We start from the raw sequence: 26,971 nt of genomic DNA on the forward strand, positions 1-26,971 counted from the left end.
AGATCTTCAGTTTTCAAAGATTTTCGCGGATAAATCCGCTCCCACAACAGCGCGGCTTCTCCTGCAACACGTAACTGGGACATAGCCTTTTTTATGGCTATGTCCCAGTTATGGGTTGAAACGTGCAGCCGGCTAGACGATGCCTGGAGCGTAGTAATTCGTAGGGTGGGTTAGGCGCATGACCACGGACTATCGGCTGCCGCATAGTCAGTTGCGCCGTAACCCACCAGAGGGGCTAGGCCGATTAACGCTTGGTGGGTTATGTGGCGCATCCATTGCGCAGTTGCTTTGCCAGCCCGCCTCAGCGCCACTAACCCACCCTACAGAATCGACGTACAACAGTTAACAGGTACATCGTCTTGTATGGTCGGCGCTGTGCTCTCGTGGCCGCCAAGTGCGCCGATCAGCGTATATAACGCAGCAAACGGCCATGATTGACTAAGGCCGCGATGCCGATCGCGGGTAGCGGTAGGGGGTGGCTAAGCAGAGTGGCTATAGCGTCTGATCAGTGCGGGCGACTCTCGTGCATTCGCGCCAGCTGCCGCTCCAGCAGCGATGGGTAGGGCTCCAGCAGGCGCTCCACGCAGCACGCGCCTTCCGGGCTGGCGATGGCACGAATGCGCGCTCGCTGACGTACCAGTGGGTCATCGCCGACCCGCCGTTCGAGCAACAGCAGATTGCGACTGTGCTGCGACAGCGCCAGGGCGTCCTGGGCGGTTTCGCTGAGTAGCAGATCGCCCTGGCTCATGCCCAGCAGATCCTCGCCTTGGGTCAGGCCCAGCTGCAATTGCAAGGTGATGCCGCTGTCCGCGACCTCGATTTGCAGGGCATGGCCGAGTGCGCGCATCAGCTCGCCGCAGCACATGGCGTGGGTCAGGTAGTCTTCGCCGCTGTCTTGGCGGTGGAACAGCATCAGGCTGCTGCCGTCGTTCAGGGTGTGCAGTTCGCCCTGATACAGCGCTGACGCCTGATTCAGGCAATCGCGGTAGCGTTGCAGCAGGTCCAGCAGGCGCATGCGCGGCAGTCGGCGCAATTGTTCCTGGGCACCCAGTTGGATCGCCAGGACTGCGCTTTGCTGCGGTTCATGCGGGGCTGGCGCGGCAACGGGCATTAGCGCAGTGCTGTCGTCGCGCAGATCGGCGAATGGGTCGTGCTCTTGCGGGTCGCTGAAATGGCTCTGGCGTTGCGTCGTTTGCTCGTCTTCGCCCAGGTCGTCGAAACGCTCGTCATGCAGGTCGCGCATCTCGAAGGTCGGTTCGTCGTCCGCCAGCGTGTGCGGGTAGTCCGTCTCGTCCTGCTCGTCGTAGGCGTCTTCGGTTTCTGGTTCGGGCTCAGGTTTTTGTGGAACCAGGCGCGCTTGCAGTTGGCGCGCCAGGTCGCCGATTTCGTCCTGGCGGCCAGCGCCGGGCGCCGGGTCATCCGGGTCGCGCAACCAGACGCGCAGTTGCAGCAGCGGCGTGGAGATGTGCCGGCCCAGGCGCATGCTCAGCGACAAGGCCAGGGCCAACAGGATCAAACTGAGAATGCCCATGCTTTGCAGGCTGATGGTCATCGGCTGCTGAAACTGACGCATGTCCAGGCTGATGCGCAGTTGCCCGGCGATCACTTCCTGGAAGGTGATCGGCGTCGAGTACAGCCCCTCGGTTTCGCCGAGCATGCTTTTGCTCGGGCGTGAGCCCGCCTCGGCGAGGATGCGGTTGTCCACGCTATAGATGGCCGCATGGGCCACCAGCGGGTTTTTCACCAGATTGTTGAGCAGCACGTTGAGGCTGAGGATGTCGTTGGACACCAGCAACTCGGTTGCCGACGAGGCTGTTTGAGTAATCAGGCTGGTGCCCAGGGCTTCGGCCTGCTGCTCCATGGCCTGCTTGAACTGCATGCCGATCACCCAGGCGTAAATCACCAGGGCCAGCGCCACCAGCAACAAACTGTGGCTGGCGATGCGCAAGGCCAGCGGCACGCGGCGTTGGCGCAGGGCTTGAAACAGCAGGAGGAAGAAATTATCGGGCTTAACGGGGGCGGGCCGGTTCACAGAGCTCGGCTCTTGTCGACTGTAGTTGCCGCGCAGTATAGCGAGCGGCCCGCACAGGGCAAAGCGCCGCGCGTGCCCGTATGGCGGCGAAAATGGGTAGAATGTGCGCCTTTTCTCCGGCTTGCCGACTGTTCGGCAGGCCGCCAGCAACTAATCGAGCCCCGGAGGGTGCGCCTTGCGCGAAATCGTCCTGATCAACATCACCGGCGAAGATCGTCCCGGTCTGACTGCCGCCATCACCGGCGTGCTGGCCCAGGGCGGGGTGAATATCCTCGACATCGGCCAGGCGGTAATCCACGACACCTTGTCGTTCGGCATTCTGGTAGAAATTCCGGATACCGAGCGGGCCTCGTCGGTGCTCAAGGATGTGCTGTTCACGGCCTACAAACTTGACCAGCAGGTGCGCTTCACGCCGGTGTCCGAAGCGGATTACCAGCAGTGGGTTGGCGGTCAGGGCAAGGCGCGGCATATCGTTACCCTGCTGACGCGCAAGGTGACGGCCGAGCAATTGCAGCGCGTCAGCGCAATCACCGCCAAATACGGCTTGAACATTGACCATATCGACCGTCTGTCCGGGCGCATGCCGCTGGACATGCCGGCCGAGCAGGGCAAGGGCTGCATCGAGTTTTCCGTGCGCGGCGAACCGGCCGATCCGGTGGCGCTGCGTGCCGAGTTTCTCAGCGTGGCGCAGGAGCTGAACGTCGACATCGCCTTCCAGCGCGATTCGCTGTTTCGCCGTAACCGCCGTTTGGCGGTATTCGACATGGACTCGACGCTGATCGAGGCCGAGGTGATCGACGAGTTGGCCAAGGCCGCGGGTGTGGGTGAGCAGGTTTCCGCCATCACCGAGCGGGCGATGCGCGGCGAGCTGGATTTTGCCGCCAGTTTCAGGGAGCGTCTGGCGCTGCTCAAGGGCCTGCCGGAAAGCGTGCTGGCCGAGATCGGTGCTTCGCTACGCCTGACCGAGGGCGCCGAAACGCTGTTCAGCGAGCTGCGCCGTCTCGGCTACAAAACCGCGATCCTCTCCGGTGGCTTCACCTATTTTGCCAAGCAGTTGCAAGCCAAGCTGGGCATCGATTATGTGTTCGCCAACGAGTTGCAGATTGTCGATGGCCTGGTCACCGGCGTGGCGGTCGAGCCAATCGTCGATGCCCAGCGCAAGGCCGACCTGCTGCGCGAGCTGGCGCACAAGGAAGGGTTGCGTCTGGAGCAGAGCATCGCGGTCGGCGATGGTGCCAATGACCTGCCGATGCTGGCGATAGCGGGCTTGGGGGTGGCGTTTCGCGCCAAACCGCTGGTCAAACAGTCGGCCAAGCAGGCAATTTCGACCTTGGGCCTGGACGGTATCCTGTATTTGCTCGGCTTCCGTGATCGCGACGGCCTGGATTAAACCGCCACGCACGCACAGCAAAAAGCCGCCCTCAGGCGGCTTTTTTGTACGTGCGTGGGTTACTCGTCGCCGGCGGAGAAGTCGTAATTCATCGACTGGCTGGGGCCTTGCAGGTAGTAACCCTGGATGTAATTGACCCCGGCCTGCCAGAGTGTGGCCAGTACGCTGGCGCTCTCGACGAAGGGCACGATGGTCAGTTTGGCCTGGGCGTGCAGGCTGGCCAGTAAGGTTTTCAGGGCTTCCTGATGCTCCGCTTTGCTCAGGTCTTGGGAGAACGAGCCGTCGATCTTGACGAAGTCGATATTCAGGTGTTTGAGCGTATTGAACGGGTTCAATGCGCAACCGAACTGGCTGAGTGCGACTTTGCAGTGCAGCTCGCTCAAACCCTGGGTCAGGAGTTTGGCCTGTTTAAGGTAGGCGATGGCATCCGGCTCGCTGAACTGGAAGACCAGCGAGTCGGAGGGCAGGCGAGCGGCTTTCAACGCCACGCTGAGCCAGGGCAGCAGCGTTTGGTCCTGCAAACTGACGCTCGACAGGTGCACGAACAGGCGAGTGTTGTGGCCCTTGCTGCGGTGATCGGCCAGCAGCTTGATCGAGTTGAGGATGACCCAGCGGTCGATCTTCTCGCCCAGCCCGGCCTCTTTCGCCGCGTTGAGGAAGTCCAGTGGCGGAACTTCATCGCCTTGCGGGTTAAGCAGACGCAGCAGCACTTCGTAATGCTCGTAGCTGTCGCCGCGCAGGCTGATGATCGGCTGAAACAGCAGGCGGAAGCTGTTGTGTTCGAGGGCCTGCTGGACCATGGCGACGATGCTGCCACGGTTGGCGGCGGCGGCCAGTTCGTCGGCCGGGTTGTAGAGTTTCAGGGCATTGCCATCGCTCAGCTCGTCGGCGCAGCGGTGCGCACGGTCGACCACTTCCTGGGCTTTCGCGGTTTTTTCGTTGAGACCGGCGACACCAATCGACAAGGTGGTTTGTGCGGTGCGGCCGCTGACGTCAAACAGGTGGCCTTCGAGTTTTTTCAGTAAAGCCGCCAGGCTCGCTTCGGATTGCTCCGGCGTTTGCCCCGGTTGCAGTACCGCGAAGACATCGTCGCCGAAGCGCGCCAGCTGTGCTTCGCCGGCGAAGTGCGCGCGCAGCAGATTGGCCAGGTCGGTGAGCAGCAGGTCGATGCCGGCCAGGCCGACTTCGGCGAGCAAGGGGGCGTAGCGGTCGACGCGGATGTAGGCCAGGCTGGCCGGTTGTCCGGCATTGATGGCGCGTTCGGCGGCAGCGTCCATCAATTCGAGGAAGTAGGTGCGGTTGTACAGGCCGGTGACCAAGTCTTGGCTGCTGATCTCGCGCAGTTTTTCTTCCAGCTCGGCATTGTCGCTTTCCGCGCGGATCACCACCTGAATGCATGGCTCGCTATCGTAGGTGGCCGGGGAAAAACTCATGCGTGCCTGGAACGTCTGGCCATCGGCCTTGACGCCCGTGCAGGCCAGTTCGGCGCTGCCTTCGGCGCTTTGGTAGTTCTTCAGGAAGTCCTTGAAGTTGGCCTGGTCGGCGGCGCCGATCAAATCAATCATCGGCATGCCTTCGAGCTCATCGGCGTCTTCGTAGTCGAAGAGTTCGAGGTACGCACGGTTGGCGTAAATATGCATGCCGTCGTGCACATAGGTGATGGCATCGACGGAGCTGTCGAGCAGCAACTGGCAGCGTTTTTCCGCTTCGCGCAGGGCCACTTCGGCGGCGCGGCGGGCGCGGCGTTCTTCGAGGTTGGCCAGTTCGCGTTTGGCCACCAGCACCAGGCGCTCGTCCTCGCCTTGCGGCAGCGCATCCTGGGCGCCCAGGGTCAGCGCTTCGGTGATGCTGTCGGAGTCATTGTTGGCGAGTAGCTGGATCACCGGGATGTCTTTGGCTTGCCGGCGGATGGCGTTGATCGCCTCGCTGGGATCGAGTTGCTCGCTGCTGGGTGCGGCGATCAACAAATCCCAGCTTTGTTGCAGGGCTTCGGCGAGGTCGTCGCTTGAGGTCAGGCGATGCACGCGGGTCGCGCGGCCGGCATTGCGGAACAGGCTAACCAGGCGTTCAGCCTCGTTCTGCGAGTCTTCGAGAATCAGTAGCCGAATAGTTTTTTTTTCGATGGCCATGGCGAGAGTCAAATCTGCGCCAAACGGGCGCGAAAAGGCGACAAAAGGTGGTGTGTCGGCAATCTACAGCGACTTCCAGAGTGAGTCAAAGTCTTCCTCCCCACCTGCGCTGCGGGTTCCCGGGGCTGTGACGGGCTTCCCGAGAGCGGTAGGAACCTGTTCGACGCTACGGTATTCGAACTGGCTGAAGCTGCCGCTGCTGGTTTGCCGGCGGCTGAGTACAGCGCGGCGCTCGGTGCCGCTGAGGTTGATCAGCACCTTGTTGCCTTCCTGGAAGGGCAGGCGCGGAGTGATCAGGGTGGCGGGACGGGAAATCGCACTGATTTCCGGCAGCAGCAGGGCGCGCAGGTATTGGCTGTTCTGCTCGGCTTTGCGCACCAATTGCAGGCCGCAGGATTGCGCGTGCGGGGCGATCAGCTCGATGCCCATTTGCGTACCGCCGCCGCGGACTTGGCGAATCCAGCGTACCACTGCCACGCTCCAGCCTTGTTCGGGGGAATCCTGCACGCCTAGCAATTCACCGGCTTGCAGTTGGCTGGGGACGTCTTTTGGCCAGGACAGGCAATAGCCGCCTGGGCTGTGATTGACGATGGGCAGTTCGAATGCCGGGTAGCTCTCGCTGCCGCTGGCTTCAACGTGCACGTCTGGCGATGGCGGCTTGCTGTACTGGATTTCCTCGAACGGCATGCCGTTTTCCCAGTTATTGCTTTTGTGCGCATCGAAGGCGCTGGACCAGATATCCGGGGTGCCGGTGTCGGCTTTGAAGACCGCCGCGCTGGTTTCGGCCGGCAGTTGCAGCACTTCGTTGAATGACCGTTGGTTGGCCATGAAGAAGTGCAGGGCGCTCATGCCAATGCACAGGGTCATGCTGCCCTGGCCCTGAGTGCGCTGGAAGGTGCGCTCGGAAATATCGCCCCACGCGGCGCCGAGGTGTTGCAGCATGTCCAGGCTGAACCCGTCGGGGACGAACAGGCGTGACTGCGCGAGGTTTTCCGCCGGTAGCAGCAGGTGTTCTTTGATCGCGTCGACCAGTGGGTGTGGGTCGATGCCCAGTGCGTTGTGCAGTTCGTTGTCCTGGAACAGCGAGGTGTAGCGTGGCGGTCCATCCAGCTGGGGGGCGACGGCGAACAGACTCGACGGGATGTCGCCGGCCTGCAGATTGACCAGTGCGCTCCAGGGCTCCAGCACCTCTGCCAGGCGGGCGATAGCGTTTTGGCGCATTTGGTTGCAGCGCGCGCAGCCGAGCAGCAGGGCGACCAGGTAGCTTTGTTCCGTGCTCAAGCCAGGGGTGTGGCGTGCCAGCGGGTCGCGGATCACCATCTTTTGCAGGTCGCGGTCACGGGCGATCTGGTAGAGCTGGTGCAGCTCCAGCCACAGGCCTTCCGGGACCGGGCAATACAGTTGGCTGGCGCGTATCAACGGGGCGCACAAGCTGTGCGTGGCACGCTGCAGGGCGATCGCCAGCAGTTGATTGCGTTCGCGATTATCCTGCGGCGCCACGCGGGCGATGATCAGTTTGTAGCCTACGGCCAAGTGGTTTTGCAGGGCTTGGCAGAGGTTGGCGACCTTGCGCGGGCGCTCATCGAGGACGATGGCTTGGCTGAGGAAGTGCCGCTCGAGGTGTTTGCAGACGAAATACACCTCCGGCCGCAGCTGCTCCAGCAGTTGCAGGCGGTTATCCGAGGGGGTCAGCAGTTGGTTGAGTTCAACCAGGGCTTGGTACAGCTGGCGGGCGGTTTCACCAATATTGGCTTTCGGTAAGCCGGCGATCCAGCGTTTCAGGTCGCGCGGCGTAGCATCGCAGAAAGACAGGCTCTGCTTGTTTGGTGTGGGGACGCGGAGCAGCAGGTGGGGACTCTGTTTATCCATCTAACTCGGATACTCCAACGCCAGCAGGTAAGGCGAGTCGTTCTAGTAATAGTGCCCGAACTCTAGCAGCATCTGCTGGCTATCGCAGCCCTATAAAGGTCTAGCGGCTGTGCGTTGAGCAGCGGCGGTGAGAGGGGGCGAGTGGTACTGGGTTGGACTCATGGAAAGCACTAAGTGTTCAATGCGCTGCGGTGTTGGCCGCATGGTCGGTCGAGTTGCAGGGCCAAGCGGCGGCTTGGCCCGCGCAACGTTTGGTATTAATTGCTCAGGCGTTGGCCCATGCGTACGCCGCTGTTGGCGCCCAGCGCTTCGGCCCACTGCACTTGCTCCGGGCCGAACAGCACTATGGCCGTCGAGCCCAGTTTGAAACGACCGAGTTCGGCGCCTTTTTCCAGGCTGATCGGTGCGCGTGCGGCTTCATCGTAACGCACGCTTTTCAGGGTGCGCTTGGGGGGCGTGACCAGGCCGGCCCAGACCGTTTCGATCGAGGCGACGATCATCGCGCCGACCAGCACCACTGCCATCGGCCCGCGCTCGGTGTCGAACAGGCAGACCACGCGCTCGTTACGGGCAAACAGTTCGGGCACATTTTCCGCAGTGGTTTGGTTGACCGAAAACAGCCGGCCCGGCACGTAGACCATCTCGCGCAGGGTGCCGGCCAGCGGCATGTGCACGCGGTGGTAATCCTTCGGCGAGAGGTACACGGTGGCGAAGTCGCCACCCATGAACGGGCTGGCGCGCTGGCTGTCGCCACCGAGCAGCTCGACCACGCTGAAGCTGTGGCCCTTGGCCTGGAACACCCGGCCATGCTCGATTTTGCCGAGTTGGCTGATGGCGCCGTCGGCCGGGCAGAGCACCGCGCCTGGGGTGGTGTCGAGCGGGCGAGCGCCGTCTTTCAGGGCGCGGGTGAAGAAGGCGTTGAAGTGCTCGAAGGCCGTCGGGTCTTCGATCTGCGCTTCGCTCATGTCAACCTGGTATTGCTTGGCGAACCAGCCGATCAGGCGGTTCTTGAACCAGCCGGCACGGCATTCGGCCGCGCAGCCGATCAGGCGCGACAGCAGGTGATGCGGCAGCAGGTACTGGCTGAAGATAAACAGACGTTGTTTCATCGGGATTCCTTAAGAGGCCTGGAGGGCGTGCGGTCGATCAGCGATCAACCGGTGTGTCCGGATGGTTGCCCCATTCGCCCCAAGAGCCGGCATAGGCTTTGACACGTGGGTAACCGAGCGCTTTGGCCACCAAGTAGGTGAAGCCGGAGCGGTGGTGGGTTTGGCAGTGGGTGATGATTTCTTTGTCTGCGGTGATGCCGAGGTCGGCGAGGATCGCCGGCATGTCCTGGCGGATGCGCAGGGCGCGGGCTTGATCCATGCCGGCGGTCCACTCGAAATTGACGGCGCCAGGGATGTGCCCGGCTTTCGCCGCGAGGACTTTTTCGCCGCGGTATTCGGCTGGCGTGCGTGCATCCCAGATCGCCAGGTCGGCGGCGCCCAGACGGCTTTGCAGGTATTCGCGGGTGGCCGTTGGCGCATCGTGCAGGTTCAGCTTCAACGTGCCGGTCTGTGCTGCGCGTGGTTCGCTGCTAAGCGGGCGAGCCTCGGCCAGCCAGGCATGCAGGCCGCCATCGAGGTAGTGGTAGCGGTGGTGGCCGATCACGTCGAGCAGCCAGATGAAGCGGCCGGCCCAGCCGCCGCCTTCGTCGTCGTAGACCACGTAGACCGCATCGGGGCGATGTCCCAGTTCGGCGAATAACTGCTCAAGTTGCGCCGGCTCCGGTAGCAGACCCGGCGCTGGCGGTTGGCCCAGCTGGGTGCGTTTGGGGTCGACGAAATACGCCCCGGGGATGTGTCCGCTGGCATAGCGCGCGGCGCTGGTCAGGTCGACCAGGATCAAGTCCGGCGCACCCAGGCGGCTGGCCAGCTCGGCCGGCTCAATAACCAATGGCAACTCAGCGAAGGCAGTCATGCTGGGCCTCGTCAGTAAGGGAAGGGGGCGAAGTGTAGCGGAAAGCCTAGCGCCCGCGGTTGGCAAAGCTGCCGAGGGCGCGTTCGATGCATTGCGCGGTTTTACTGAAGGCTTGCAGGCTGGTGTCGCTGAACGCGGTGCCGGCCTGGTCGGCGACGACGAGCATCACCACTCGCCCGTTGCTGACCAGCGAGCGAAGCAACAGGTGTTCGCTGGGGAACAGGGCCTTCAGCGCGCCGGGTAGCAGGGCGGAGAATTGTGCGATGTTGGTCGGCGTCAGGCGCAGTTGCCCGGGCTCACGCAGCAAGCGGCGCAGCACCTGGCTGTGCTGCGGGTCGAGGGATAATCCGGCGCTGGCCGGGTCAAGGCCAATCGACTGCTGGGCGAGCAGGCGCGTGTGCGTGCGGTCGGCCAGCAGCAGCAACACGCGGCGCATGCCGCAGGCCTGCAAGGCTTGGCTGGCGCAGGCACTGAGTTGCAGCACATTGCTGAACGCACTGGGCTGCGCCAGCAGTTGTGCGCAGTGCTGGCGCCAGTCATGGACGGCGCTGGGGGCGAGAGCGGCGGGCCGGGCTTGCCAGCGCCGGGCATCCCAAGGCCACAGCAGAGCTTCGGCCGGGTGCCAGAGCTCGGCCGTGTTTTGCTGGCGTGCGCTGTGGGCGGCGTGTTGGTGAATCTGTTGCTGCAGTTCATCCAGCGGCAGTTGCAGGTATAGCCCGGTCAGGCGTTGCCAGCGCAAGCTGTGCGGGCCGTTCCAGGCGTGGTGCGCGGAGATGGCCAGGCCGTTGGCCAGCAGGATGCTGTTAGCCGGCTGGGTCAGCCAGCGGCGTAGGCCGCTGTCGGCGTCGAGGTGTTGCTGTTGTTGCAGCGGATGCTGGTTGTTCCTGGCGATGTGCAGGGCCTTGGCCAGCATGCGTCGGTCGTTTACCAGCAGGCGATAACCCGCGATGATCCACTCCGGCAGGCGCCATTGCTCAGCCAACGCCAGGCAAAGCTTGAGCAGTGGAACACCGAGGACCTCGCGTTCGACCTTGGCGGCCGGCTCGCCCTTGACCAGTACCCGCTGCTGCCAGACTTCGAGTAGCTCGGGGTGGGCGGCGAGCAGCGACCAGAGTGGTGCGAGAAACAACAGGCTGCCCCAGTGGATTTCCTGCCAGAGCCGCGCCAGGCGGCCGGCGAACAAGCCATTGGCCTGCTGCGTGGCATGTTGGCTGATCAGCTGGATTTGTCGCAAAGCATGTGGGATTTCGTTGGCCGGCAAGGCGGGTTGACGCTCAAGCAGTTCCTCGGTGCGTTTCAATCCCAGTCGGCTGAGTGCGCTCTCCAGGCTTTCCGCCGGCTCATTGAGGGTGGTGCTTTTGCGGTTGGCTTCGCGCATCACGCTCAGCGCCAGGGCCGGGCTGCTTTGCATCAGGTCGGCGATGTCGCGCAGCGAGCGGCGGCTATCGGCCAGGGCACGGCGCACCTGTTGATGGCTCTCGATCGGCACCGGCAATAGTTGCCCGTCCAGCAGCTTGAGCCAGGTATCGAGAGTGCGCGGTAGCGGTCGTGACGTGGGCATGAGTGTTGAGCCAAGCTGGCTTTTAGCCTTAACTGGCTATAGTCTCGCGCACAACTTCCGATAAATAGAAGGGTTGTTTTGCAAAACCCTTACTACTGGCTCTGGCAAGTTCCTTTCTATGGCAAAAATCATCGGCATCATTGTTGTATTCGCCAGCGTGCTCGGCGGGTTCATGCTTTCTGGCGGCCAGTTTATGGCGCTGGTGCACCCGTTCGAAGTGTTGATCATTGGCGGCGCGGCGCTGGGTGCCTTTTTACAGGCCAACCCGGGCAGCATGTTCATGCATGTCTTCAAGAAGTCCTTGAAGATGTTCAGCACGCGGTTCACCCACACCTACTACCTGGAAGTGCTGCGCCTGCTCTACGAGATTCTCAACAAGAGTCGGCGCGAGGGCATGATGGCCATCGAGGCTGACCTCGAAGACCCAGCCGCCAGCCCGATTTTCAGCAAGTACCCGGCGATCCTCAAAGACGAGCGGATGACCGCTTACATTTGTGATTACCTGCGCATCATGTCGTCCGGCAACATGGCGCCGCATGAGCTGGAAGGCCTGTTCGACATGGAGTTGGCGGGGATCAAGGAAGACCTCGATCACCCCGCGCACGCCGTGGCCAAGGTTGCCGACGGTATGCCGGCGATGGGGATCGTGGCTGCGGTGCTGGGGATCGTGATCACCATGTCGATCCTCGCCGAGGCGGATAACGCCGAGATCGGTCAGAAGGTTGGTACAGCCCTGGTAGGGACCTTCCTCGGGATTCTTGCCTCCTACGGTTTCTTTGGGCCGCTGGCCGGTGCGTTGGAGCACGATGCCAAGGAAGAGCTGAATATCTACGAGGCAATCAAGGCCGGCTTGGTCGCCTCGGCGTCCGGCATGCCGCCGTCGCTGGCCGTGGAGTTCGCGCGCAAGGCACTCTATCCGGCGCACCGCCCCAGCTTTATCGAGCTGGAACAGGCGATGCGCGGGAGCTGACGGCTGAGCCATGGAGAATAATCAGCCGATTATCGTCAAGCGGGTCAAGAAGGTTGCCGGCGGCCACCACGGTGGTGCCTGGAAAATCGCCTTTGCTGACTTCGCCACGGCGATGATGGCGTTCTTTTTGGTGATGTGGCTGATGTCCTCGGCCACGCCTGAGCAGAAGAAACTGATTTCCGGTTATTTCAAAGACCCGATCGGCTTTTCCGAAAGCGCCAGCCCTTATGTGATCGACTTGGGCGGTTCGCCAACGCCTGCGCCGGATCGCACACTGAACCCCGAGGCGCAGGACCAGGCGGACAGCGAACAGCAGGAGATCGAGCCGGAGCAGGTCGAAAGCCTGGCCGAAGAACTGGAGCGCGAGCGGCTGGAATTGCTGCTGCAAGAGCTGCAGAACAAAGTCGAAGAAGACCCGCAGTTGCAACGGTTCAAGGATCAGATCCTCTTCGAAATCACCCAGGATGGCCTGCGCATCCAGATCATGGATGCCGAGAACCGGCCGATGTTCGACCTCGGCAGTGCGCGCTTGCAGCCCTATTTCGAAGACATCCTGCTGGCCATGGTCGACACCATCAAGGCGGTGCCGAACAAGATCAGCATCAGCGGCCATACCGATGCCAAGCCGTTTGCCGGCTCGGGCGACTTCGGTAACTGGGAGCTTTCGGCCAACCGTGCCAACGCCGCGCGGCGCGTGCTGGTGGCCGGTGGCTACGACGAAGAGCAGGTGGCGCGGGTGGTCGGTTATGCCTCGTCGGCGCTGTTCGACCGGCAAAATCCGCTCAATCCGGTCAATCGGCGTATCGACATCACTGTGTTGACGAAAAAAGCCCAGCGCGCCATCGAAGGCGAGCAGGACGCTGGCGAAACCCCTGAAACCCCGGCTTCTGATGCCGATGGCGGTGCGTCGCTGCCTGGCACTGCTGCGCCGGGCACTGCGCCTGCGGCTGAGCCGATTGCCCCGGACGTGCTGCGCGAGCGCTTGAATATCTTCGAAGATGGCGTGCTGCAATTCGATCAGCCGAGCGAATGATGCGTCTGCTGTAATGCCCAAGGCCGCGAGTGATCGCGGCCTTGTCGTATCAGTAGTCGCTTTCCGGCAGGCTGGCGAGAATGTGCCGGTAGCTAGCCATCCGTTGCGGTTGGATGCGTCCGTCTTCCAGGGCCTTGAGCAGGGCGCAGCCGGGCTCGCGGTCATGCTTGCAGTCGCGGAAGCGGCAATGCCCGAGCAGCTCGTGAAACTCGATGAAGCCGGCCTCGACATCGTCGCGGCTGACGTGCACCAGGCCAAACTCGCGAATGCCGGGGGAGTCGATCAGCTCGCCGCCGCCGGGGAAGTGGAACAGCCGCGCGGTGGTGGTGGTGTGCGTGCCTTTGCCGGTCAACTCCGACAACGGCCCGACGCGGGTGTCGACACCGGGCAGCAGGCTGTTGACCAGCGAGGACTTGCCCACGCCCGACTGGCCGACGAATACGCTGACGTGGCCGTCCAGCTGCTGCTTGAGCTGCTCCATGCCGTCGCCTGCATGGGCCGACACCTCCAGCAGCGGATAACCCAGTTGGCGGTAGACGCCGAGCAGGGCATTCAGCGCCACGGCATTCTGCGCGTCGATCAGGTCGGCTTTGTTCAGCAGCAGCAGCGGGCGAATGCCGGCGTGCTCGGCGGCCACCAGGTAGCGGTCGATCAGGTTGGCGTGCGGTTCCGGCAGGGGCGCGAAGACGATCACGATCAGGTCGACGTTGGCGGCTACCGGCTTCAGCTGGCCGCGCGTGTCCGGGCGGCACAGCTCGGTGTGGCGCGGCAATTGCGCGACGATCACGCCGATGCCCTGATTGCCGGCGCGCCATACCACGCGGTCGCCGGTGACCATGGTCGGCAGGTTGGCGCGCAGGTGGCAGCGGAATACCTGGCCGGCCAGTTCGCCATCCAGCGCCTCAACCTCGATTTGCACGCCGAAGTGGGCAATCACCAAGCCGAGCTGTTCCGGGCCGAGATCGCCGCCTTCCAAGGTTTGCACCGCCTGCGACTCGCGTTTGGCGGCGCGGGCGGCGCGTTCGCCCTGGATTTTTTCGATGCGCCAGTTTTGCCGGCGGTTGAGTTGGCGTTTGGCCATGGGGATTCCGGAGGTGAGTTGCAGTGAAAAGCGGTCGCGAGTCTAGCACGCGCTGCGTATCGACTCGTGCTGCGGCTACACTGCGCGGCAATCTATAGCGGCTGGGTGGCACGTACATGGCGGTGATGCAGGGGCAGTGGTTCGCGCGATACCCAGTGTTGCTGGCGCTGTTGGCGCAGCTCGCGGCGGTCGTGTTGCTCGGTGTGCTGATCTACGCGGCGGCGCAGTTATCCAGCTGGCGCCCCAGCGGGTTGGTCGCCGGCCTGCTGCAAGGTTTGCTGGCGGCCAGCTTCGGCCGCTGGCTGGGGCTGTCGCGCTGGTGGTGGTGGCTGAACCTGGGGTTTGTCCCAGCCGTGCTGCTGGTCAGTGGCGCGGCGTTGCCCTCCTGGGTATTTCTCCTGGGCTTTTTCCTGGTGCTGCTGCTCAACTGGAACAGCGTGGGCGAGCGGGTGCCGCTGTACCTGACGGGCGCGCGCAGCCGGCGTGAACTGGCGGCGCTGCTGGCCCGCCGGCAGCCGGTGTTTCGCTTCATCGACCTCGGCTGCGGGCCGGCGGGCACCTTGCTGTGGCTGGCGCGGCAGTTTCCGCAGGCGCAGTTCGTCGGCGTGGAGACGGCGCCGCTGTCCTTCGCCATCGCCTGGTTGCGCAGTCTGCCGCGGCAGAACTGCCAGGTGCGCTACGAGAACCTGTGGCGCAGCGACCTGTCCAGCTTCGATGTGGCCTACAGCTTTCTCTCGCCCGCGCCGATGGCGGCAGTGTGGGCGAAGGTGTGCGCGGAGCTGCCGACGGGTGCCTGGTTGATCAGCAATAGCTTCGAGGTGCCTGGTGTAGCGGCGGATGAAGTGGTCGAGCTGAAGGATTGGCGGCATTCGCGCCTGCTGCTGTGGCGCGTCCCCGGCTGATTTATTCGCTAAACTGGCGACTCAAGCCGAGGAGCGCAGCATGCAAAACCCACAGAATCTGATCTGGATCGACCTGGAAATGACCGGTCTGGACCCCGAGCAAGACGTCATCATCGAGATGGCCACCATTGTCACCGACAGCGACCTGAACATCCTTGCCGAGGGGCCGGTGATTGCCGTGCACCAGAGCGATGCGCTGCTCGCCGGCATGGACGAGTGGAACACCCGCACCCACGGCGAAAGCGGCCTGACCCAGCGGGTGCGCGCGAGCACGATCAGCCAGGCCGAAGCCGAGGCGCAGACCATCGCCTTTCTGGAGCAATGGGTGCCCAAGGGCAAGTCGCCGATCTGTGGTAACAGCATCGGTCAGGATCGGCGTTTTCTCTACCGCTACATGCCCGACCTGGAAGCGTTTTTCCACTACCGCTACCTGGATGTCTCGACCCTGAAGATTCTCGCCGACCGCTGGGCGCCGACGATCAAGGAAGGCTTCCAGAAGAAGGGCACGCACCAGGCGCTGGACGATATCCGCGAGTCCATCGCCGAGCTGCAGTACTACCGCGAGCACTTCCTCAAGGTTTGAGAGCTTGTGAAAAACTCTCGCCTACTGCGACCGCCTCCAAACGCCCGCTGCGGTGTTGCGCTACCTGAAAAGCAGGGTCATTTAGCTCACTAAACTCCCCTACTTTCCGTGTAGCGCGCCTTGCCGCGGACGCTTGGAGACGGTCTCGCTACGGCGTTCGATATTTTCACAATATCTGAGTGAGGCGAGGGTAGATGACGTTCTGTTCCGGCTAAAGCGCCATCCGCTCCTAGCGGCGCGCATGTTGCGCCAGCGCCCACTCGACATGCTCGCGTACCAGCGCCGAGGGGTGCTCGCGGCGCGCCTGCAAGGCCTCCAGCACCGGAATGCTCGACGGCGCATTGCCCAGGCCAACCGCCAGGTTGCGCAGCCAGCGTTCGTAGCCGGCGCGGCGCAGTGGCGAGCCTTCGGTGCGGCTGAGAAATTCCTCTTCGCTCCAGCGAAACAGCTCGGCTAGTTCGGCGTTGTCCAGTTGGTGGCGCGGCTGGAAGTCGCTCTGCTCGGTGGGGCGGGCGAAACGGTTCCACGGGCAGACCATCTGGCAGTCGTCGCAGCCGAACACCCGGTTGCCGATGGGCGCGCGCAGCTCGACCGGGATCGGGCCTTTCAGTTCGATGGTCAGGTAGGAGATGCAGCGCCGCGCATCCAGCACATAGGGGCCAACGAAGGCGGCGGTCGGGCAGATGTCCATGCAGGCCGTGCAACGCCCGCAATGCTCCGTGGCATGTGGCGCATCCACTGGCAGCGGCAGGTCGACGAACAGCTCGCCGAGAAAGAAGTAGCTGCCTGCCTTGCGGTTGAGTACCAGGGTGTTCTTGCCGATCCAGCCCAGTCCCGCCTGCTCGGCGATGGCTTTCTCCAGCACCGGCGCACTGTCGACAAAGGCGCGGTAACCGAACGGGCCAATCTGCTGCTGAATGCGCTCAGCCAGTTGCTGCAGGCGTTTGCGAATCAGCTTGTGGTAGTCGCGGCCCAGGGCGTAGCGCGACACGTAGGCTTTTTCCGGCTGGCCGAGGCGCTGCGCCATCTGCGTGTCGCCGGGCAGGTAATCCATACGCAACGACACCACGCGCAGCGTGCCGGTCACCAGTTGCTCCGGGTGCGAGCGCTTGCTGCCGTGGGCCGCCATATAGTCCATCTCGCCCTGGTAGCCGGCGTCCAGCCAGCGCTGCAGGTGCGCTTCATGTTCGCCGAGATCGAGGCCGGCGATGCCCACCTGCTGGAAACCCAGCTCGCGGCCCCAGTCCTTGATCGACTGGGCGAGGGCGGCAAGATCGAGGGTGTCGGCGTTCATCTAAGGCAGGTAACCGGGGCGGAGGTGGGTATAATTCTGCCAGACATCGGAGCCGACGCATGCCGCATTCTCCAGACAATCTTCCGCTTGCCCTGTATACCGCCGCGCAGGTGCGCGAACTCGATGCACGGCTGATCGCCGCCGGTACGCCGGGATTCACGCTGATGAGCCGCGCCGCGCATGCCATCTGGCGCGCGTTGCGCCGACGCTGGCCGGATGTCGGCGTGCTGACCGTGTTGGCTGGGCGCGGCAACAACGCCGGTGATGGTTATCTGCTGGCGGCCCTGGCCCTGCGTGCCGGATGGCGCGTGCAGGTGCTGGCAGTGGGCGATTCGGCCGCGCTGCTCGGCGCTGCCGCACAGGCGCGCGACGAAGCGTTGGCGGCTGGCGTTGTGGTGCAGCCTTGGAGCGAGTGCGCGCCGCTCGACGGTGTAGTGGTCGATGCGTTGCTCGGCACCGGCCTCAGCGGCGCGGTACGCGAGCCCTATGCCCAGGCGATCCGTCTGCTGAATGCCAGCGGCCTGCCGGTGCTGGCGGTGGATATTCCCTCCGGCCTGTGCAGCGACACCGGGCAGGTGCTGGGCGTGGCGGTGCGCTCGCAGCTGACGGTGACACTGATCGGCCTGAAGCTCGGGCTGTTCACCGGCGAGGCGGCGCAGTGGGTTGGCGAGTTGGTATTCGACGATGTGCAGGCCGATGCGCTGATCGTGGCCGCGCAGGCCAGCGCCGCGCAGCGTCTGGCGGGCAGCAACCTGCCGCGTCTGCCGGCGCGGCTAGCGGGGGTGCACAAGGGCCAGTTGGGGCATGTGTTGGTGGTGGGGGGCGATCGCGGTTTTGCCGGCGCCGCGTTGCTGGCGGCGCAGAGTGCCTTGCGCAGCGGCGCGGGCCTGGTCTCGCTGGCCACGCGCGCGGAGCACCTGGCGGCGGCCCAGGCGCGTTTGCCCGAGGTAATGGCCGCGGCGATGGCCTCGGCCAATCAGTTACGCTCGCTCGGCGCAGCCGCCTCGGTCTGGGTGGTCGGGCCTGGTTTGGGTCAGGGCGCCTGGGGTCGCAGTCTGCTGTCGGCGGCGCAGGTCAGCGCGGCGGCGCAGGTCTGGGATGCCGATGCGCTCAACCTGTTGGCGGCGGGCGCGGTCACGCTGCCGGCGGATTGCCTGCTCACCCCGCATCCAGGCGAGGCGGCGCGCCTGCTGGCGATTAGCACGGCCGCGGTGCAGGCGGATCGCCCGGCTGCCGCGCGGGCGCTGGCCCGTCGCTACGGAGTGGTGTGTGTGTTGAAAGGCGCCGGCACGCTGATCGCCGAGCCGTCCGGGCACGTGTGGTTATGTGACCGCGGCCACCCGGCGATGGCCGGTGCCGGTCTGGGTGATGTCCTCGCCGGTTTGATTGGTGCGCTGCGCGCCCAGGGCTTGCCCGCCACGGCGGCGGCCTGTCTGGGGGTGTGGGCGCATGCGCTGGCCGGTGAGCGGCAGGCGCTAGAGGGGTGTGGGTTGGCGGCGAGCGACTTGTGCGCCGCCATTCGTCAGGTATTGCAGGAGCATGCTGGGTGTCCGAACTAGAGCTGTATGTCGCCGATGAAGAGGCGATGCTGGTGCTGGGGGCGCGTGTTGCCCAACTGACCGCCGGTCGCGGGGTGATTTATCTGCACGGCGACCTCGGGGCCGGCAAAACCACGCTGTCACGCGGGATCATTCGCGGGCTGGGCCATGTTGGGGCGGTGAAAAGTCCGACCTTTACCCTCGTTGAGCCCTATGAGATAGGCGACATCCGGGCGTTCCACTTCGACCTCTATCGGTTGCTCGATCCGGAAGAGTTGGAGTTTCTCGGCATTCGCGACTATTTCGAGGGCGATGCCCTGTGTCTGGTGGAGTGGCCGCAACGCGGTCTTGGCGTTTTGCCAAAGCCCGACCTGGACATTACCATTACCGCACAAGCGGCCGGCCGCTCGCTGCAGCTGCTGGCTCAAAGCCCGCGCGGCGAAACCTGGTGTGCCGCGTTGGCCATCGGAGCATGAGCAAAACAAAATGGGGTTGGGTATGCGCATAGGCGCGCGTTTCATCGCGGTTGGGGTGGTAATGGCGGCATTCGCCGTTGAGGTGCTTGCCGCTTCGGATGTGCGCAGCGTGCGGCTGTGGCGGGCGCCGGATAACACCCGCCTGGTCTTCGACCTGTCCGGGCCGGTGCAGCACAGTGTGTTCACCCTGAGTGCGCCGAATCGCATCGTGATCGATGTCAACGGCGCCAAGCTCGCGACTCAATTGAACCAGCTGTCGCTGAGCAATACGCCGATTACCGGGGTGCGCTCGGCGCAGCGTACGCCGCAAGACCTGCGCGTGGTCATCGATCTGTCCGCTGCCGTGACGCCGAAGAGCTTCACCCTGGCGCCCAATCAGCAATACGGCCATCGCCTGGTGGTCGACTTGTTCGATCAAGAGTCGGGGGCAGCCCCCAGCTTGCCCGACACGGCCGTGGCCAGTGCGCCGCAAGTGCCGGTATCACCGACTCAGGCGCCGCCGAAGCTGACGCCAGTGCCCAACGGCAAGCGCGATATCGTGATTGCCATCGACGCCGGGCATGGTGGCGAAGACCCGGGTGCGCTGTCACCGGTCAAAGGACAGTTCGAGAAACACGTGACCCTGGCGATTTCCAAAGAGTTGCAGCGCCAGATCAATGCCGAGCGCGGTTTCCGTGGTGAACTGGTGCGCACCGGTGACTACTTCATCCCGTTGCGCAAACGTACCGAAATTGCCCGCAAAAAAGGCGCCGATTTGTTCGTCTCGATTCACGCCGACGCGGCACCGCGCGCGGCGGCGTTTGGTGCCTCGGTGTACGCCTTGTCCGACCGCGGCGCCACCTCGGAAACCGCGCGTTGGCTGGCCGACTCGGAAAACCAGTCCGACCTGATTGGCGGTGCCGGGAATGTCAGCCTGGACGACAAGGACCGCATGCTCGCCGGGGTATTGCTGGACTTGTCGATGACGGCTTCGCTGTCGTCCAGTTTGAACGTCGGCAACAAGGTGTTGAGCAATATGGGGCGGATCACCCCGCTGCATAAGCGCCGGGTCGAGCAGGCCGGGTTCATGGTGCTGAAGTCGCCGGATATCCCGTCGATCCTGGTGGAAACCGGGTTTATTTCCAACCCCAACGAGGCCAGAAAACTGGCCAGCGCCAGCCATCAGCAAGCGCTGTCGCGCTCCATCGTGACCGGCGTACGGCAATTCTTTCAGCAGAACCCGCCGCCGGGTACTTACATTGCCTGGATGCGCGACAACGGCAAAATCCCTCAGGGGCCGCGCGAGCACCTGGTCAGCTCCGGCGAAAGCCTGGCGCTGATTGCCCAGCGTTACCAGGTCAGCCTCGGCGCCCTGCGCAGTGCCAACGCCTTGCGCAGCGATGTGATCAAGGTCGGCCAGACCCTGCAGATTCCGGCGACCGCGCTGGCGGCGCAGCCATGAGCGACTTCGCGCGTATCCAGCTGCTCAGCCCGCGGCTGGCCAACCAGATTGCCGCCGGTGAGGTGGTCGAACGGCCGGCCTCGGTGATCAAGGAACTGTTGGAAAACAGCCTGGACTCCGGCGCCAAGCGTATTGATGTGGATGTCGAACAGGGCGGGGTCAAGTTGCTGCGCGTGCGCGACGACGGCAGCGGCATCCCGCCGGACGACCTGCCGCTGGCACTGGCGCGCCACGCCACCAGCAAGATTCGCGAGCTGGAAGACCTTGAGCAGGTGATGAGCCTGGGCTTTCGCGGTGAGGCCCTGGCCTCGATCAGCTCGGTCGCGCGCCTAACCCTGACCTCGCGTACCGCCGAGGCCGAGCAGGCCTGGCAGGTGGAAACCGAAGGTCGCGATATGCAGCCGCGGGTGCAGCCAGCGGCGCATCCGGTCGGCACCTCGGTGGAAGTGCGCGACCTGTTCTTCAATACCCCGGCGCGGCGCAAGTTCCTCAAGGCCGAGAAAACCGAATTCGACCACTTGCAGGAAGTGATCAAGCGCCTGGCCTTGGCCCGCTTCGATGTGGCCTTCCATCTGCGCCACAACGGTAAAACCGTGCTGTCGTTACACGAAGCGCCCGACGAAGTCAGTCGCGCGCGGCGCGTCGCCTCGGTCTGTGGCCCGGCGTTCCTTGAGCAGGCACTGCCCATCGAAATCGAGCGTAATGGCTTGCATCTGTGGGGCTGGGTGGGTTTGCCGACGTTCTCGCGCAGCCAGGCGGATTTGCAGTATTTCTACGTCAATGGGCGCATGGTGCGCGACAAGCTGGTGGCCCACGCGGTACGTCAGGCGTATCGCGACGTACTGTTCAATGGCCGCCATCCGACCTTTGTGTTGTTCCTGGAAATCGAGCCGTCGGTGGTCGACGTCAACGTCCACCCGACCAAGCACGAAGTACGTTTCCGTGACGGTCGCATGGTCCATGACTTCCTCTACGGCACGCTGCATCGTGCGCTAGGCGAAGTGCGCCCGGAGGATCAGGTGGCCGCGCCTGCCGCCGTGAGCGGCATGTTGCGTACGACGGGCCAGAGTGCCGGCGAGTTCGGCCCGCAAGGCGAGATCGGTTTGGCGGCCAGCTTGCTGGAGCGCCCGGCGACGGACTCGACCTGGCGCTCGCCGGGGGCGGGTTATCAGGGCGCGCGTGCAGAGAGCGGATTGCCAGCGGCTGAAGCGCAGGGCGCGTACCGTGAATTTTTCTCACCGCTAGCGGCCGCGCCTGCGGTGCTGCCCGAGGCGCAGGGCGACGTGCCGCCGCTCGGTTATGCCATCGCTCAGCTGAAGGGCGTGTATATCCTGGCGGAGAATGTGCAGGGGCTGGTATTGGTCGACATGCACGCGGCTCACGAGCGGATTACCTATGAGCGCCTGAAACTCGCCATGGCCAGCGAGGGGCTGCGCGGCCAGCCATTGTTGGTGCCTGAGTCGCTTGCCGTCAGCCAGCGCGAGGCCGATTGCGCCGAAGAGCATGGCAGTTGGTTCCAGCGCCTGGGGTTCGAGTTGCAGCGCCTGGGCCCGGAAAGCCTGGCGATTCGCCAGATTCCCGCCTTACTCAAGCAGGCCGAGGCCACTCAGTTGGTGCGCGATGTGCTGGCCGACTTGCTCGAGTACGGCACCAGCGACCGAATTCAAGCGCACCTCAATGAGCTGCTCGGCACCATGGCGTGTCACGGTGCCGTGCGGGCCAATCGCCGCCTGACCCTGCCGGAAATGAATGGCCTGCTGCGCGATATGGAACACACCGAGCGCAGTGGTCAATGCAACCATGGTCGTCCAACCTGGACGCAGCTTGGCATGGATGATTTGGATAAGCTGTTCCTGCGCGGCCGTTAAACCGGCTGCGTAACCCGCAGTTCGCGACATATAAATAGAGAACGAGTGACGATGTCTGAGCGTCTGCCGCCGGCGATTTTCCTGATGGGTCCGACAGCGGCCGGCAAGACCGATCTGGCGCTGGAGTTGGCGCGGGCGCTGCCTTGCGAGCTGATCAGCGTCGACTCGGCGCTGATCTACCGCGGCATGGATATTGGAACTGCCAAGCCTGACAAGGCGGTTTTGGCTGAATTCCCCCACCGTTTGATCGATATTCGCGACCCGGTCGAGAGCTATTCGGCCGCCGAGTTTCGCGCCGACGCGTTGCAGGCAATGGCCGAAATTACTGGTCGTGGACGCATTCCGCTGCTGGTGGGCGGCACCATGCTGTATTACAAGGCGTTGCTGGAAGGGCTGGCCGATATGCCGGGCGCCGATCCGCAGGTGCGTCGTGAGCTGGAGGCGCGTGCCGAGGTCGAGGGCTGGCAGGCCTTGCACCGTGAGTTGCAAGCGCTTGATCCGCAATCTGCCGCACGTATCCACCCGAATGACCCGCAACGCCTGATCCGTGCGTTGGAGGTCTACCGCGTCAGTGGCTTGACGATGACCGCCCTGCGTCAGCGCCAGGCAGTGGAAAATCTCGGCGCCGGTGCGCCGGGCACGGGGCAACTCCCCTATAATGTGGCGCATCTGGCTATTGCGCCGGCGCAGCGCCAACTGCTGCATGCGCGAATTGCGCAACGATTTCAGCGGATGGTGGAACAGGGCTTTATCGACGAGGTCGAACGCCTGCGCCAGAGAAGTGACTTGCACGCGGGGTTGCCGTCTATACGGGCGGTAGGTTATCGCCAAGTGTGGGATTACCTGGAGGGCAACCAGAGCAAGGCGCAGATGCAGGAACGCGGCATCATCGCCACGCGCCAGCTCGCCAAGCGACAGTTCACCTGGTTGCGCAGTTGGGCTGATTTACATTGGCTGGACAGCCTGGACTGCGACAATCTGCCGCGTGCCTTGAAATACCTGGTGTCGGTCTCCATATTGAACTGAGACCTTGCCGTTGGCCGTCTATCCTTGGGGGTAAGGCGGCCTTAAGCCGTTTGTTGGTTTACTAAAACTACTGATTATTATTGATTCTTAAAGGAGTGCGGCACATGTCAAAAGGGCATTCGCTACAAGACCCTTACCTCAATACCCTGCGTAAGGAACGCGTCCCGGTTTCCATCTATTTGGTTAACGGCATCAAGCTGCAAGGCCAGATCGAGTCTTTCGACCAGTTCGTGATTTTGCTGAAGAACACTGTCAGCCAGATGGTCTACAAGCACGCTATCTCCACTGTGGTTCCGAGCCGTCCGGTACGTCTGCCGAGCGCTTCCGAGACCGAGCAGGCCGAAGCCGAACCGGGTAACGCCTGATCTAGGAGGCTGCATTGTTCTTCGAGCGTCATGAAGGCGGTGAACGGGCCATCCTGGTTCATCTGGACGGTCAAGACGCCGAGGCGCGCGAAGATCCGCAAGAGTTTCAGGAGCTGGCTTTGTCGGCCGGCGCTGAAACGGTGGCCTTCCTCAGTGTGCCGAGCAATCGGCTGACCGCGAAATACTTGATTGGCAGCGGCAAGGTCGAAGAGTTACGCGACCATGTAAAGACTGCCGAAGCCGATCTGGTCATCTTCAATCATACCCTCACGCCCAGTCAGGAGCGCAACCTCGAGCGCGTTTTCGAGTGTCGCGTGCTGGATCGTACCGGGCTGATTCTCGATATCTTTGCCCAGCGCGCACGTACTCACGAAGGCAAGTTGCAGGTTGAGCTGGCCCAGTTGGAGCACATGAGCACCCGCTTGGTGCGCGGCTGGACGCACTTGGAGCGGCAGAAGGGCGGTATCGGTCTGCGCGGTCCGGGCGAAACGCAGCTGGAAACCGACCGGCGCCTGTTGCGTGTGCGCATTCGTCAGATCAAGCAGAAACTGGAAAAGGTGCGCAGTCAGCGCGAACAGGCAAGGCGCGGGCGCAAGCGCGCGGATATCCCGTCCGTGTCTTTGGTGGGGTATACCAACGCCGGCAAATCCACCTTGTTCAATGCGCTGACCGAGTCGGATGTTTACGCGGCCGACCAGTTGTTCGCTACCCTCGATCCAACCTTGCGGCGCCTGGAGCTGGATGACCTCGGGCCGATTGTGCTGGCCGATACGGTGGGGTTTATCCGCCATTTGCCGCACAAGTTGGTCGAGGCGTTTCGCGCGACCCTCGAAGAGTCGAGCAACTCCGATTTGCTGTTGCACGTGATCGATGCCCATGAGCCTGAGCGCATGGCGCAGATTGAGCAGGTAATGGCGGTGCTGGTGGAGATCGGTGCGCAAGAACTGCCGATTCTTGAGGTGTATAACAAGCTGGATTTGTTGGAAGGTGTCGAGCCGCAGATTCAGCGTAACGCCGAAGGTAAGCCGCAGCGCGTTTGGTTGTCGGCGCACGATGGGCGCGGTTTACCGTTACTCAAGCAGGCGATTGCCGAGCTATTGGGTGATGACTTGTTTGTCGGTACCCTGCACTTGCCGCAGAACCTGGCACGGTTGCGGGCACAGTTTTTCGCCTTGGGTGCCGTGCAAAACGAAGGGCATGCCGATGACGGTAGCAGTTTGCTGGCGGTGCGTTTGCCGCGGGTTGAGTTGAATCGGTTGGTCAGTCGTGAAGGGCTGCAGCCGCTGGAGTTCATCGAGCAACACACTTTGCAATAAAGCCTGCGGCAGTGATTTTGCCGCTGGTGGCGGGCATTCGGTAGCATTGGTGGGCGCGCCGTGGGCGCGTCTTTGCTTTATCAGTATGGAGAGCGCTATGGCTTGGAATGAGCCGGGTGGCAACTCGAACAATCAGGATCCTTGGGGTGGACGCAAGGGCGGCGACCGCAAGGGGCCACCGGATCTCGATGAGGCCTTCCGCAAGCTGCAGGAAAGCCTCAATGGGCTGTTCGGCGGCGGTAAGAAACGTGGCAGTGACGATGGCGCCAGTAAGGGCGGTGGTTTCGGTCTGTTGTTCATTGGCCTGGGGTTGCTTGCGGCCGTTTGGTTGTACAGCGCGATTTATGTCGTCGACGAGCAGGAGCAGGCCGTGGTGCTGCGCTTCGGCAAGTACTACGAAACCGTAGGGCCGGGTCTGAACATCTATTTCCCGCCGATCGACCGCAAGTTCCAGGAGAACGTCACCCGCGAGCGTGCTTACAGCAAGCAAGGGCAGATGCTCACCGAAGACGAGAACATCATCGAAGTGCCGCTGACCGTGCAGTACAAGATCAGCAATTTGCAGGATTTCGTGCTCAACGTCGATCAGCCTGAGGTCAGCCTGCAGCATGCCACCGACAGTGCGGTGCGGCATGTGGTCGGCTCCACCGAAATGGATCAGGTGCTGACCGAAGGTCGCGAACTGATGGCCAGCGAAGTGAAGGATCGCTTGCAGCGGTTCCTCGACACCTATCGCACCGGGATCACCGTGACTCAGGTGAACGTGCAGAGTGCGGCAGCGCCGCGTGAAGTGCAGGAAGCCTTCGATGACGTGATTCGTGCCCGTGAAGACGAGCAGCGCGAGAAGAACCAGGCAGAAACCTATGCCAATGGCGTGGTGCCTGAGGCGCGTGGTCAGGCTCAGCGCTTGATCGAGGACGCCAGCGGTTATCGCGACGAAGTGGTTTCGCGTGCCCAGGGTGAGGCGGATCGCTTCTCTGCGCTGGTTGCCGAGTACCGCAAGGCGCCGGAAGTGACGCGCGAGCGTTTGTACCTGGACACCATGCAAGAGCTGATGAGTAACACCAGCAAGGTGTTGGTAACCGGTGACAAGGGGCAGAACAACCTGCTCTACCTGCCGCTGGATAAAATGATCGACGGTCGCGGCAGCTCCACGCCTAACGCCATCTCAAGTAGTGCCGCCAGCGACCTGGGTGCGCGGGTGGGCAATGACCTGCGCCAACCTGAGCTGCGTACAAGGGAGAGTCGTTGATGAGCAATAAATCGCTGATCGCCCTTATTGGTGGCGTAGTGCTGGCGCTGGTCGCCTGGAATAGCTTCTATATCGTGGCGCAAACCGAGCGTGCGGTGCTGCTGCAGTTCGGTCGTATCGTGCAGCCGGATGTACAGCCTGGCCTGCATGTGAAGATCCCGTACGTTAACCAGGTACGCAAGTTCGATGCACGTTTGCTGACGCTCGATTCGACCAGTTCGCGCTTCCTGACCCTGGAGAAGAAAGCGCTGATGGTCGATGCGTTCGCCAAGTGGCGCGTGCTCGATGCCGAGCGGTACTACACCGCGACGTCTGGTATCAAGCAGATTGCCGACGAACGTCTGGCGCGTCGTCTCGAAGCATCGCTGCGCGACCAATTCGGTAAGCGCACGCTGCACGAGTCGGTTTCCGGCGAGCGTGATGCATTGATGGCTGACGTGACGGCTTCGTTGAACCGTGCTGCGCAGCGTGAGCTGGGTATCGAGGTAGTGGATGTGCGGGTCAAGGCCATCGACCTGCCGAAGGAGGTCAATCGCAGCGTGTTCGATCGCATGAGTTCCGAGCGTGAGCGTGAGGCTCGCGAGCATCGTGCCAAAGGTAAGGAGCTGGCTGAAGGTATTCGTGCCGATGCCGATCGCCAGCGCCGCGTGTTGCTGGCTGAGGCCTACCGCCAGGCTGAAGAGCTGCGCGGTGAGGGGGATGCACAGGCAGCGGCTATCTATTCTGATGCTTATGGTCAGGATCAGGAGTTCTACTCGTTCTATCGCAGCCTGAGGGCTTACCGCGAAAGCTTCGCGGACAAGCGTGATGTGTTGGTGTTGGACCCGAGCAGCGACTTCTTCCGTTACCTGGAGAAATCCAAGCCTTGACCTTCACCCCGGCG

The 26,971-nt window shown here is 63.1% G+C and carries 22 protein-coding genes; 14 read left to right on the forward strand and 8 right to left on the reverse strand.

All coding sequences use genetic code 11. From position 1 onward, the window contains the following. Window positions 1-505: 505 nt before the first annotated feature. Entirely contained in the window at window positions 506-2,032 is a 1,527-nt protein-coding gene (locus tag B3M58_RS01850) for an AhpA/YtjB family protein (RefSeq protein ID WP_296216849.1), read from the reverse strand. 175 nt (window positions 2,033-2,207) lie between these two features. On the opposite strand from B3M58_RS01850, the gene serB reads away from it, so the two are divergent. After that, entirely contained in the window at window positions 2,208-3,422 is a 1,215-nt protein-coding gene (gene serB, locus B3M58_RS01855; RefSeq protein ID WP_296216850.1) for a phosphoserine phosphatase SerB, read from the forward strand. Between the two features lie 59 nt (window positions 3,423-3,481). Here serB and B3M58_RS01860 read toward each other — a convergent pair whose 3' ends face one another. The 5 genes from B3M58_RS01860 to B3M58_RS01880 all read right to left on the reverse strand — a co-directional run bounded on the left by B3M58_RS01860 (window position 3,482) and on the right by B3M58_RS01880 (window position 10,943). Continuing rightward, the gene (locus tag B3M58_RS01860) at window positions 3,482-5,551 is read right to left on the reverse strand and encodes an EAL domain-containing response regulator (protein WP_296216851.1); all 2,070 of its coding nucleotides are present in this window, start codon (window positions 5,549-5,551) and stop codon (window positions 3,482-3,484) included. Between the two features lie 63 nt (window positions 5,552-5,614). Continuing rightward, window positions 5,615-7,420, reverse strand: a complete 1,806-nt coding sequence (locus B3M58_RS01865; RefSeq protein WP_296216852.1) for a molecular chaperone — start codon at window positions 7,418-7,420, stop codon at window positions 5,615-5,617. Between the two features lie 257 nt (window positions 7,421-7,677). After that, window positions 7,678-8,535, reverse strand: a complete 858-nt coding sequence (gene asd / locus B3M58_RS01870; protein ID WP_296216988.1) for an archaetidylserine decarboxylase — start codon at window positions 8,533-8,535, stop codon at window positions 7,678-7,680. A 31-nt stretch (window positions 8,536-8,566) separates the two neighbouring features. Continuing rightward, a complete protein-coding gene (locus B3M58_RS01875) occupies window positions 8,567-9,382 on the reverse strand; it encodes a rhodanese-like domain-containing protein (RefSeq protein WP_296216853.1) in 816 nt (271 codons plus the stop codon). 46 nt (window positions 9,383-9,428) lie between these two features. Next, window positions 9,429-10,943, reverse strand: coding sequence for an HDOD domain-containing protein (locus tag B3M58_RS01880; RefSeq protein ID WP_296216854.1), 1,515 nt, complete (start codon window positions 10,941-10,943; stop codon window positions 9,429-9,431). A gap of 118 nt (window positions 10,944-11,061) precedes the next feature. Here B3M58_RS01880 and motA point away from each other — a divergent pair, with 118 nt between their 5' ends. After that, complete coding sequence (motA, locus tag B3M58_RS01885) at window positions 11,062-11,913, forward strand: flagellar motor stator protein MotA (protein ID WP_296216855.1); 852 nt, start codon at window positions 11,062-11,064, stop codon at window positions 11,911-11,913. Between the two features lie 10 nt (window positions 11,914-11,923). Next, complete coding sequence (gene motB, locus B3M58_RS01890; RefSeq protein ID WP_296216856.1) at window positions 11,924-12,946, forward strand: flagellar motor protein MotB; 1,023 nt, start codon at window positions 11,924-11,926, stop codon at window positions 12,944-12,946. Between the two features lie 49 nt (window positions 12,947-12,995). Here motB and rsgA read toward each other — a convergent pair whose 3' ends face one another. Beyond that, complete coding sequence (rsgA, locus tag B3M58_RS01895) at window positions 12,996-14,027, reverse strand: small ribosomal subunit biogenesis GTPase RsgA (RefSeq protein WP_296216857.1); 1,032 nt, start codon at window positions 14,025-14,027, stop codon at window positions 12,996-12,998. A 116-nt stretch (window positions 14,028-14,143) separates the two neighbouring features. On the opposite strand from rsgA, the gene B3M58_RS01900 reads away from it, so the two are divergent. Continuing rightward, window positions 14,144-14,929 carry a class I SAM-dependent methyltransferase gene (locus B3M58_RS01900; RefSeq protein WP_296216858.1) on the forward strand — a complete coding sequence of 262 codons (786 nt, stop codon included), beginning with the start codon at window positions 14,144-14,146 and terminating at the stop codon, window positions 14,927-14,929. Between the two features lie 40 nt (window positions 14,930-14,969). Beyond that, window positions 14,970-15,512 carry an oligoribonuclease gene (gene orn / locus B3M58_RS01905; protein ID WP_296216859.1) on the forward strand — a complete coding sequence of 181 codons (543 nt, stop codon included), beginning with the start codon at window positions 14,970-14,972 and terminating at the stop codon, window positions 15,510-15,512. Between the two features lie 229 nt (window positions 15,513-15,741). Here the strand turns inward: orn and queG are convergent, their stop codons facing one another. After that, the gene (queG, locus tag B3M58_RS01910; protein ID WP_296216860.1) at window positions 15,742-16,806 is read right to left on the reverse strand and encodes a tRNA epoxyqueuosine(34) reductase QueG; all 1,065 of its coding nucleotides are present in this window, start codon (window positions 16,804-16,806) and stop codon (window positions 15,742-15,744) included. Window positions 16,807-16,865: 59 nt separating this feature from the next. On the opposite strand from queG, the gene B3M58_RS01915 reads away from it, so the two are divergent. From B3M58_RS01915 to hflC, 9 genes are all read left to right on the forward strand, one after another. Then, window positions 16,866-18,365, forward strand: a complete 1,500-nt coding sequence (locus B3M58_RS01915; RefSeq protein WP_296216861.1) for an NAD(P)H-hydrate dehydratase — start codon at window positions 16,866-16,868, stop codon at window positions 18,363-18,365. Next, entirely contained in the window at window positions 18,353-18,820 is a 468-nt protein-coding gene (gene tsaE / locus B3M58_RS01920; RefSeq protein ID WP_296216862.1) for a tRNA (adenosine(37)-N6)-threonylcarbamoyltransferase complex ATPase subunit type 1 TsaE, read from the forward strand. The genes B3M58_RS01915 and tsaE overlap by 13 nt, the downstream gene beginning before the upstream one ends. 10 nt (window positions 18,821-18,830) lie before the next feature. Next, window positions 18,831-20,261 (forward strand): N-acetylmuramoyl-L-alanine amidase, encoded by a 1,431-nt coding sequence (locus tag B3M58_RS01925; RefSeq protein ID WP_414704037.1) that lies wholly within the window; start codon window positions 18,831-18,833, stop codon window positions 20,259-20,261. Next, window positions 20,258-22,129 (forward strand): DNA mismatch repair endonuclease MutL, encoded by a 1,872-nt coding sequence (gene mutL / locus B3M58_RS01930; RefSeq protein WP_296216864.1) that lies wholly within the window; start codon window positions 20,258-20,260, stop codon window positions 22,127-22,129. The genes B3M58_RS01925 and mutL overlap by 4 nt, the downstream gene beginning before the upstream one ends. A 51-nt stretch (window positions 22,130-22,180) precedes the next feature. Next, window positions 22,181-23,155 (forward strand): tRNA (adenosine(37)-N6)-dimethylallyltransferase MiaA, encoded by a 975-nt coding sequence (gene miaA, locus B3M58_RS01935; protein ID WP_296216865.1) that lies wholly within the window; start codon window positions 22,181-22,183, stop codon window positions 23,153-23,155. Between the two features lie 104 nt (window positions 23,156-23,259). Then, window positions 23,260-23,520 (forward strand): RNA chaperone Hfq, encoded by a 261-nt coding sequence (gene hfq / locus B3M58_RS01940; RefSeq protein ID WP_090249679.1) that lies wholly within the window; start codon window positions 23,260-23,262, stop codon window positions 23,518-23,520. Window positions 23,521-23,534: 14 nt separating this feature from the next. Then, window positions 23,535-24,836: a ribosome rescue GTPase HflX gene (hflX, locus tag B3M58_RS01945; protein WP_296216866.1), complete on the forward strand. Its 1,302-nt coding sequence runs from the start codon at window positions 23,535-23,537 to the stop codon at window positions 24,834-24,836. A 97-nt stretch (window positions 24,837-24,933) separates the two neighbouring features. Then, window positions 24,934-26,088: an FtsH protease activity modulator HflK gene (gene hflK / locus B3M58_RS01950; protein WP_296216867.1), complete on the forward strand. Its 1,155-nt coding sequence runs from the start codon at window positions 24,934-24,936 to the stop codon at window positions 26,086-26,088. Next, on the forward strand, window positions 26,088-26,957 hold the full coding sequence (gene hflC / locus B3M58_RS01955) for a protease modulator HflC (protein WP_296216868.1): 870 nt from the start codon (window positions 26,088-26,090) through the stop codon (window positions 26,955-26,957). The genes hflK and hflC overlap by 1 nt, the downstream gene beginning before the upstream one ends. The last annotated feature ends 14 nt before the right edge of the window (window positions 26,958-26,971 follow it).

The organism is Pseudomonas sp. UBA2684, assembly GCA_002354655.1.
In the GTDB taxonomy this organism is placed as follows: Bacteria; Pseudomonadota; Gammaproteobacteria; order Pseudomonadales; family Pseudomonadaceae; genus Aquipseudomonas.

Coding starts and splice junctions, on each gene's coding strand:
- B3M58_RS01860 (WP_296216851.1), bottom strand. CDS start 5,551: ATGGCCATCGAAAAAAAAACTATTCGGCTACTGATTCTCGAAGACTCG.
- B3M58_RS01865 (WP_296216852.1), bottom strand. CDS start 7,420: ATGGATAAACAGAGTCCCCACCTGCTGCTCCGCGTCCCCACACCAAAC.
- B3M58_RS01875 (WP_296216853.1), bottom strand. CDS start 9,382: ATGACTGCCTTCGCTGAGTTGCCATTGGTTATTGAGCCGGCCGAGCTG.
- B3M58_RS01880 (WP_296216854.1), bottom strand. CDS start 10,943: ATGCCCACGTCACGACCGCTACCGCGCACTCTCGATACCTGGCTCAAG.
- motA (WP_296216855.1), top strand. CDS start 11,062: ATGGCAAAAATCATCGGCATCATTGTTGTATTCGCCAGCGTGCTCGGC.
- motB (WP_296216856.1), top strand. CDS start 11,924: ATGGAGAATAATCAGCCGATTATCGTCAAGCGGGTCAAGAAGGTTGCC.
- rsgA (WP_296216857.1), bottom strand. CDS start 14,027: ATGGCCAAACGCCAACTCAACCGCCGGCAAAACTGGCGCATCGAAAAA.
- B3M58_RS01900 (WP_296216858.1), top strand. CDS start 14,144: ATGGCGGTGATGCAGGGGCAGTGGTTCGCGCGATACCCAGTGTTGCTG.
- orn (WP_296216859.1), top strand. CDS start 14,970: ATGCAAAACCCACAGAATCTGATCTGGATCGACCTGGAAATGACCGGT.
- queG (WP_296216860.1), bottom strand. CDS start 16,806: ATGAACGCCGACACCCTCGATCTTGCCGCCCTCGCCCAGTCGATCAAG.
- B3M58_RS01915 (WP_296216861.1), top strand. CDS start 16,866: ATGCCGCATTCTCCAGACAATCTTCCGCTTGCCCTGTATACCGCCGCG.
- B3M58_RS01925 (WP_414704037.1), top strand. CDS start 18,831: ATGGGGTTGGGTATGCGCATAGGCGCGCGTTTCATCGCGGTTGGGGTG.
- mutL (WP_296216864.1), top strand. CDS start 20,258: ATGAGCGACTTCGCGCGTATCCAGCTGCTCAGCCCGCGGCTGGCCAAC.
- miaA (WP_296216865.1), top strand. CDS start 22,181: ATGTCTGAGCGTCTGCCGCCGGCGATTTTCCTGATGGGTCCGACAGCG.
- hfq (WP_090249679.1), top strand. CDS start 23,260: ATGTCAAAAGGGCATTCGCTACAAGACCCTTACCTCAATACCCTGCGT.
- hflK (WP_296216867.1), top strand. CDS start 24,934: ATGGCTTGGAATGAGCCGGGTGGCAACTCGAACAATCAGGATCCTTGG.
- hflC (WP_296216868.1), top strand. CDS start 26,088: ATGAGCAATAAATCGCTGATCGCCCTTATTGGTGGCGTAGTGCTGGCG.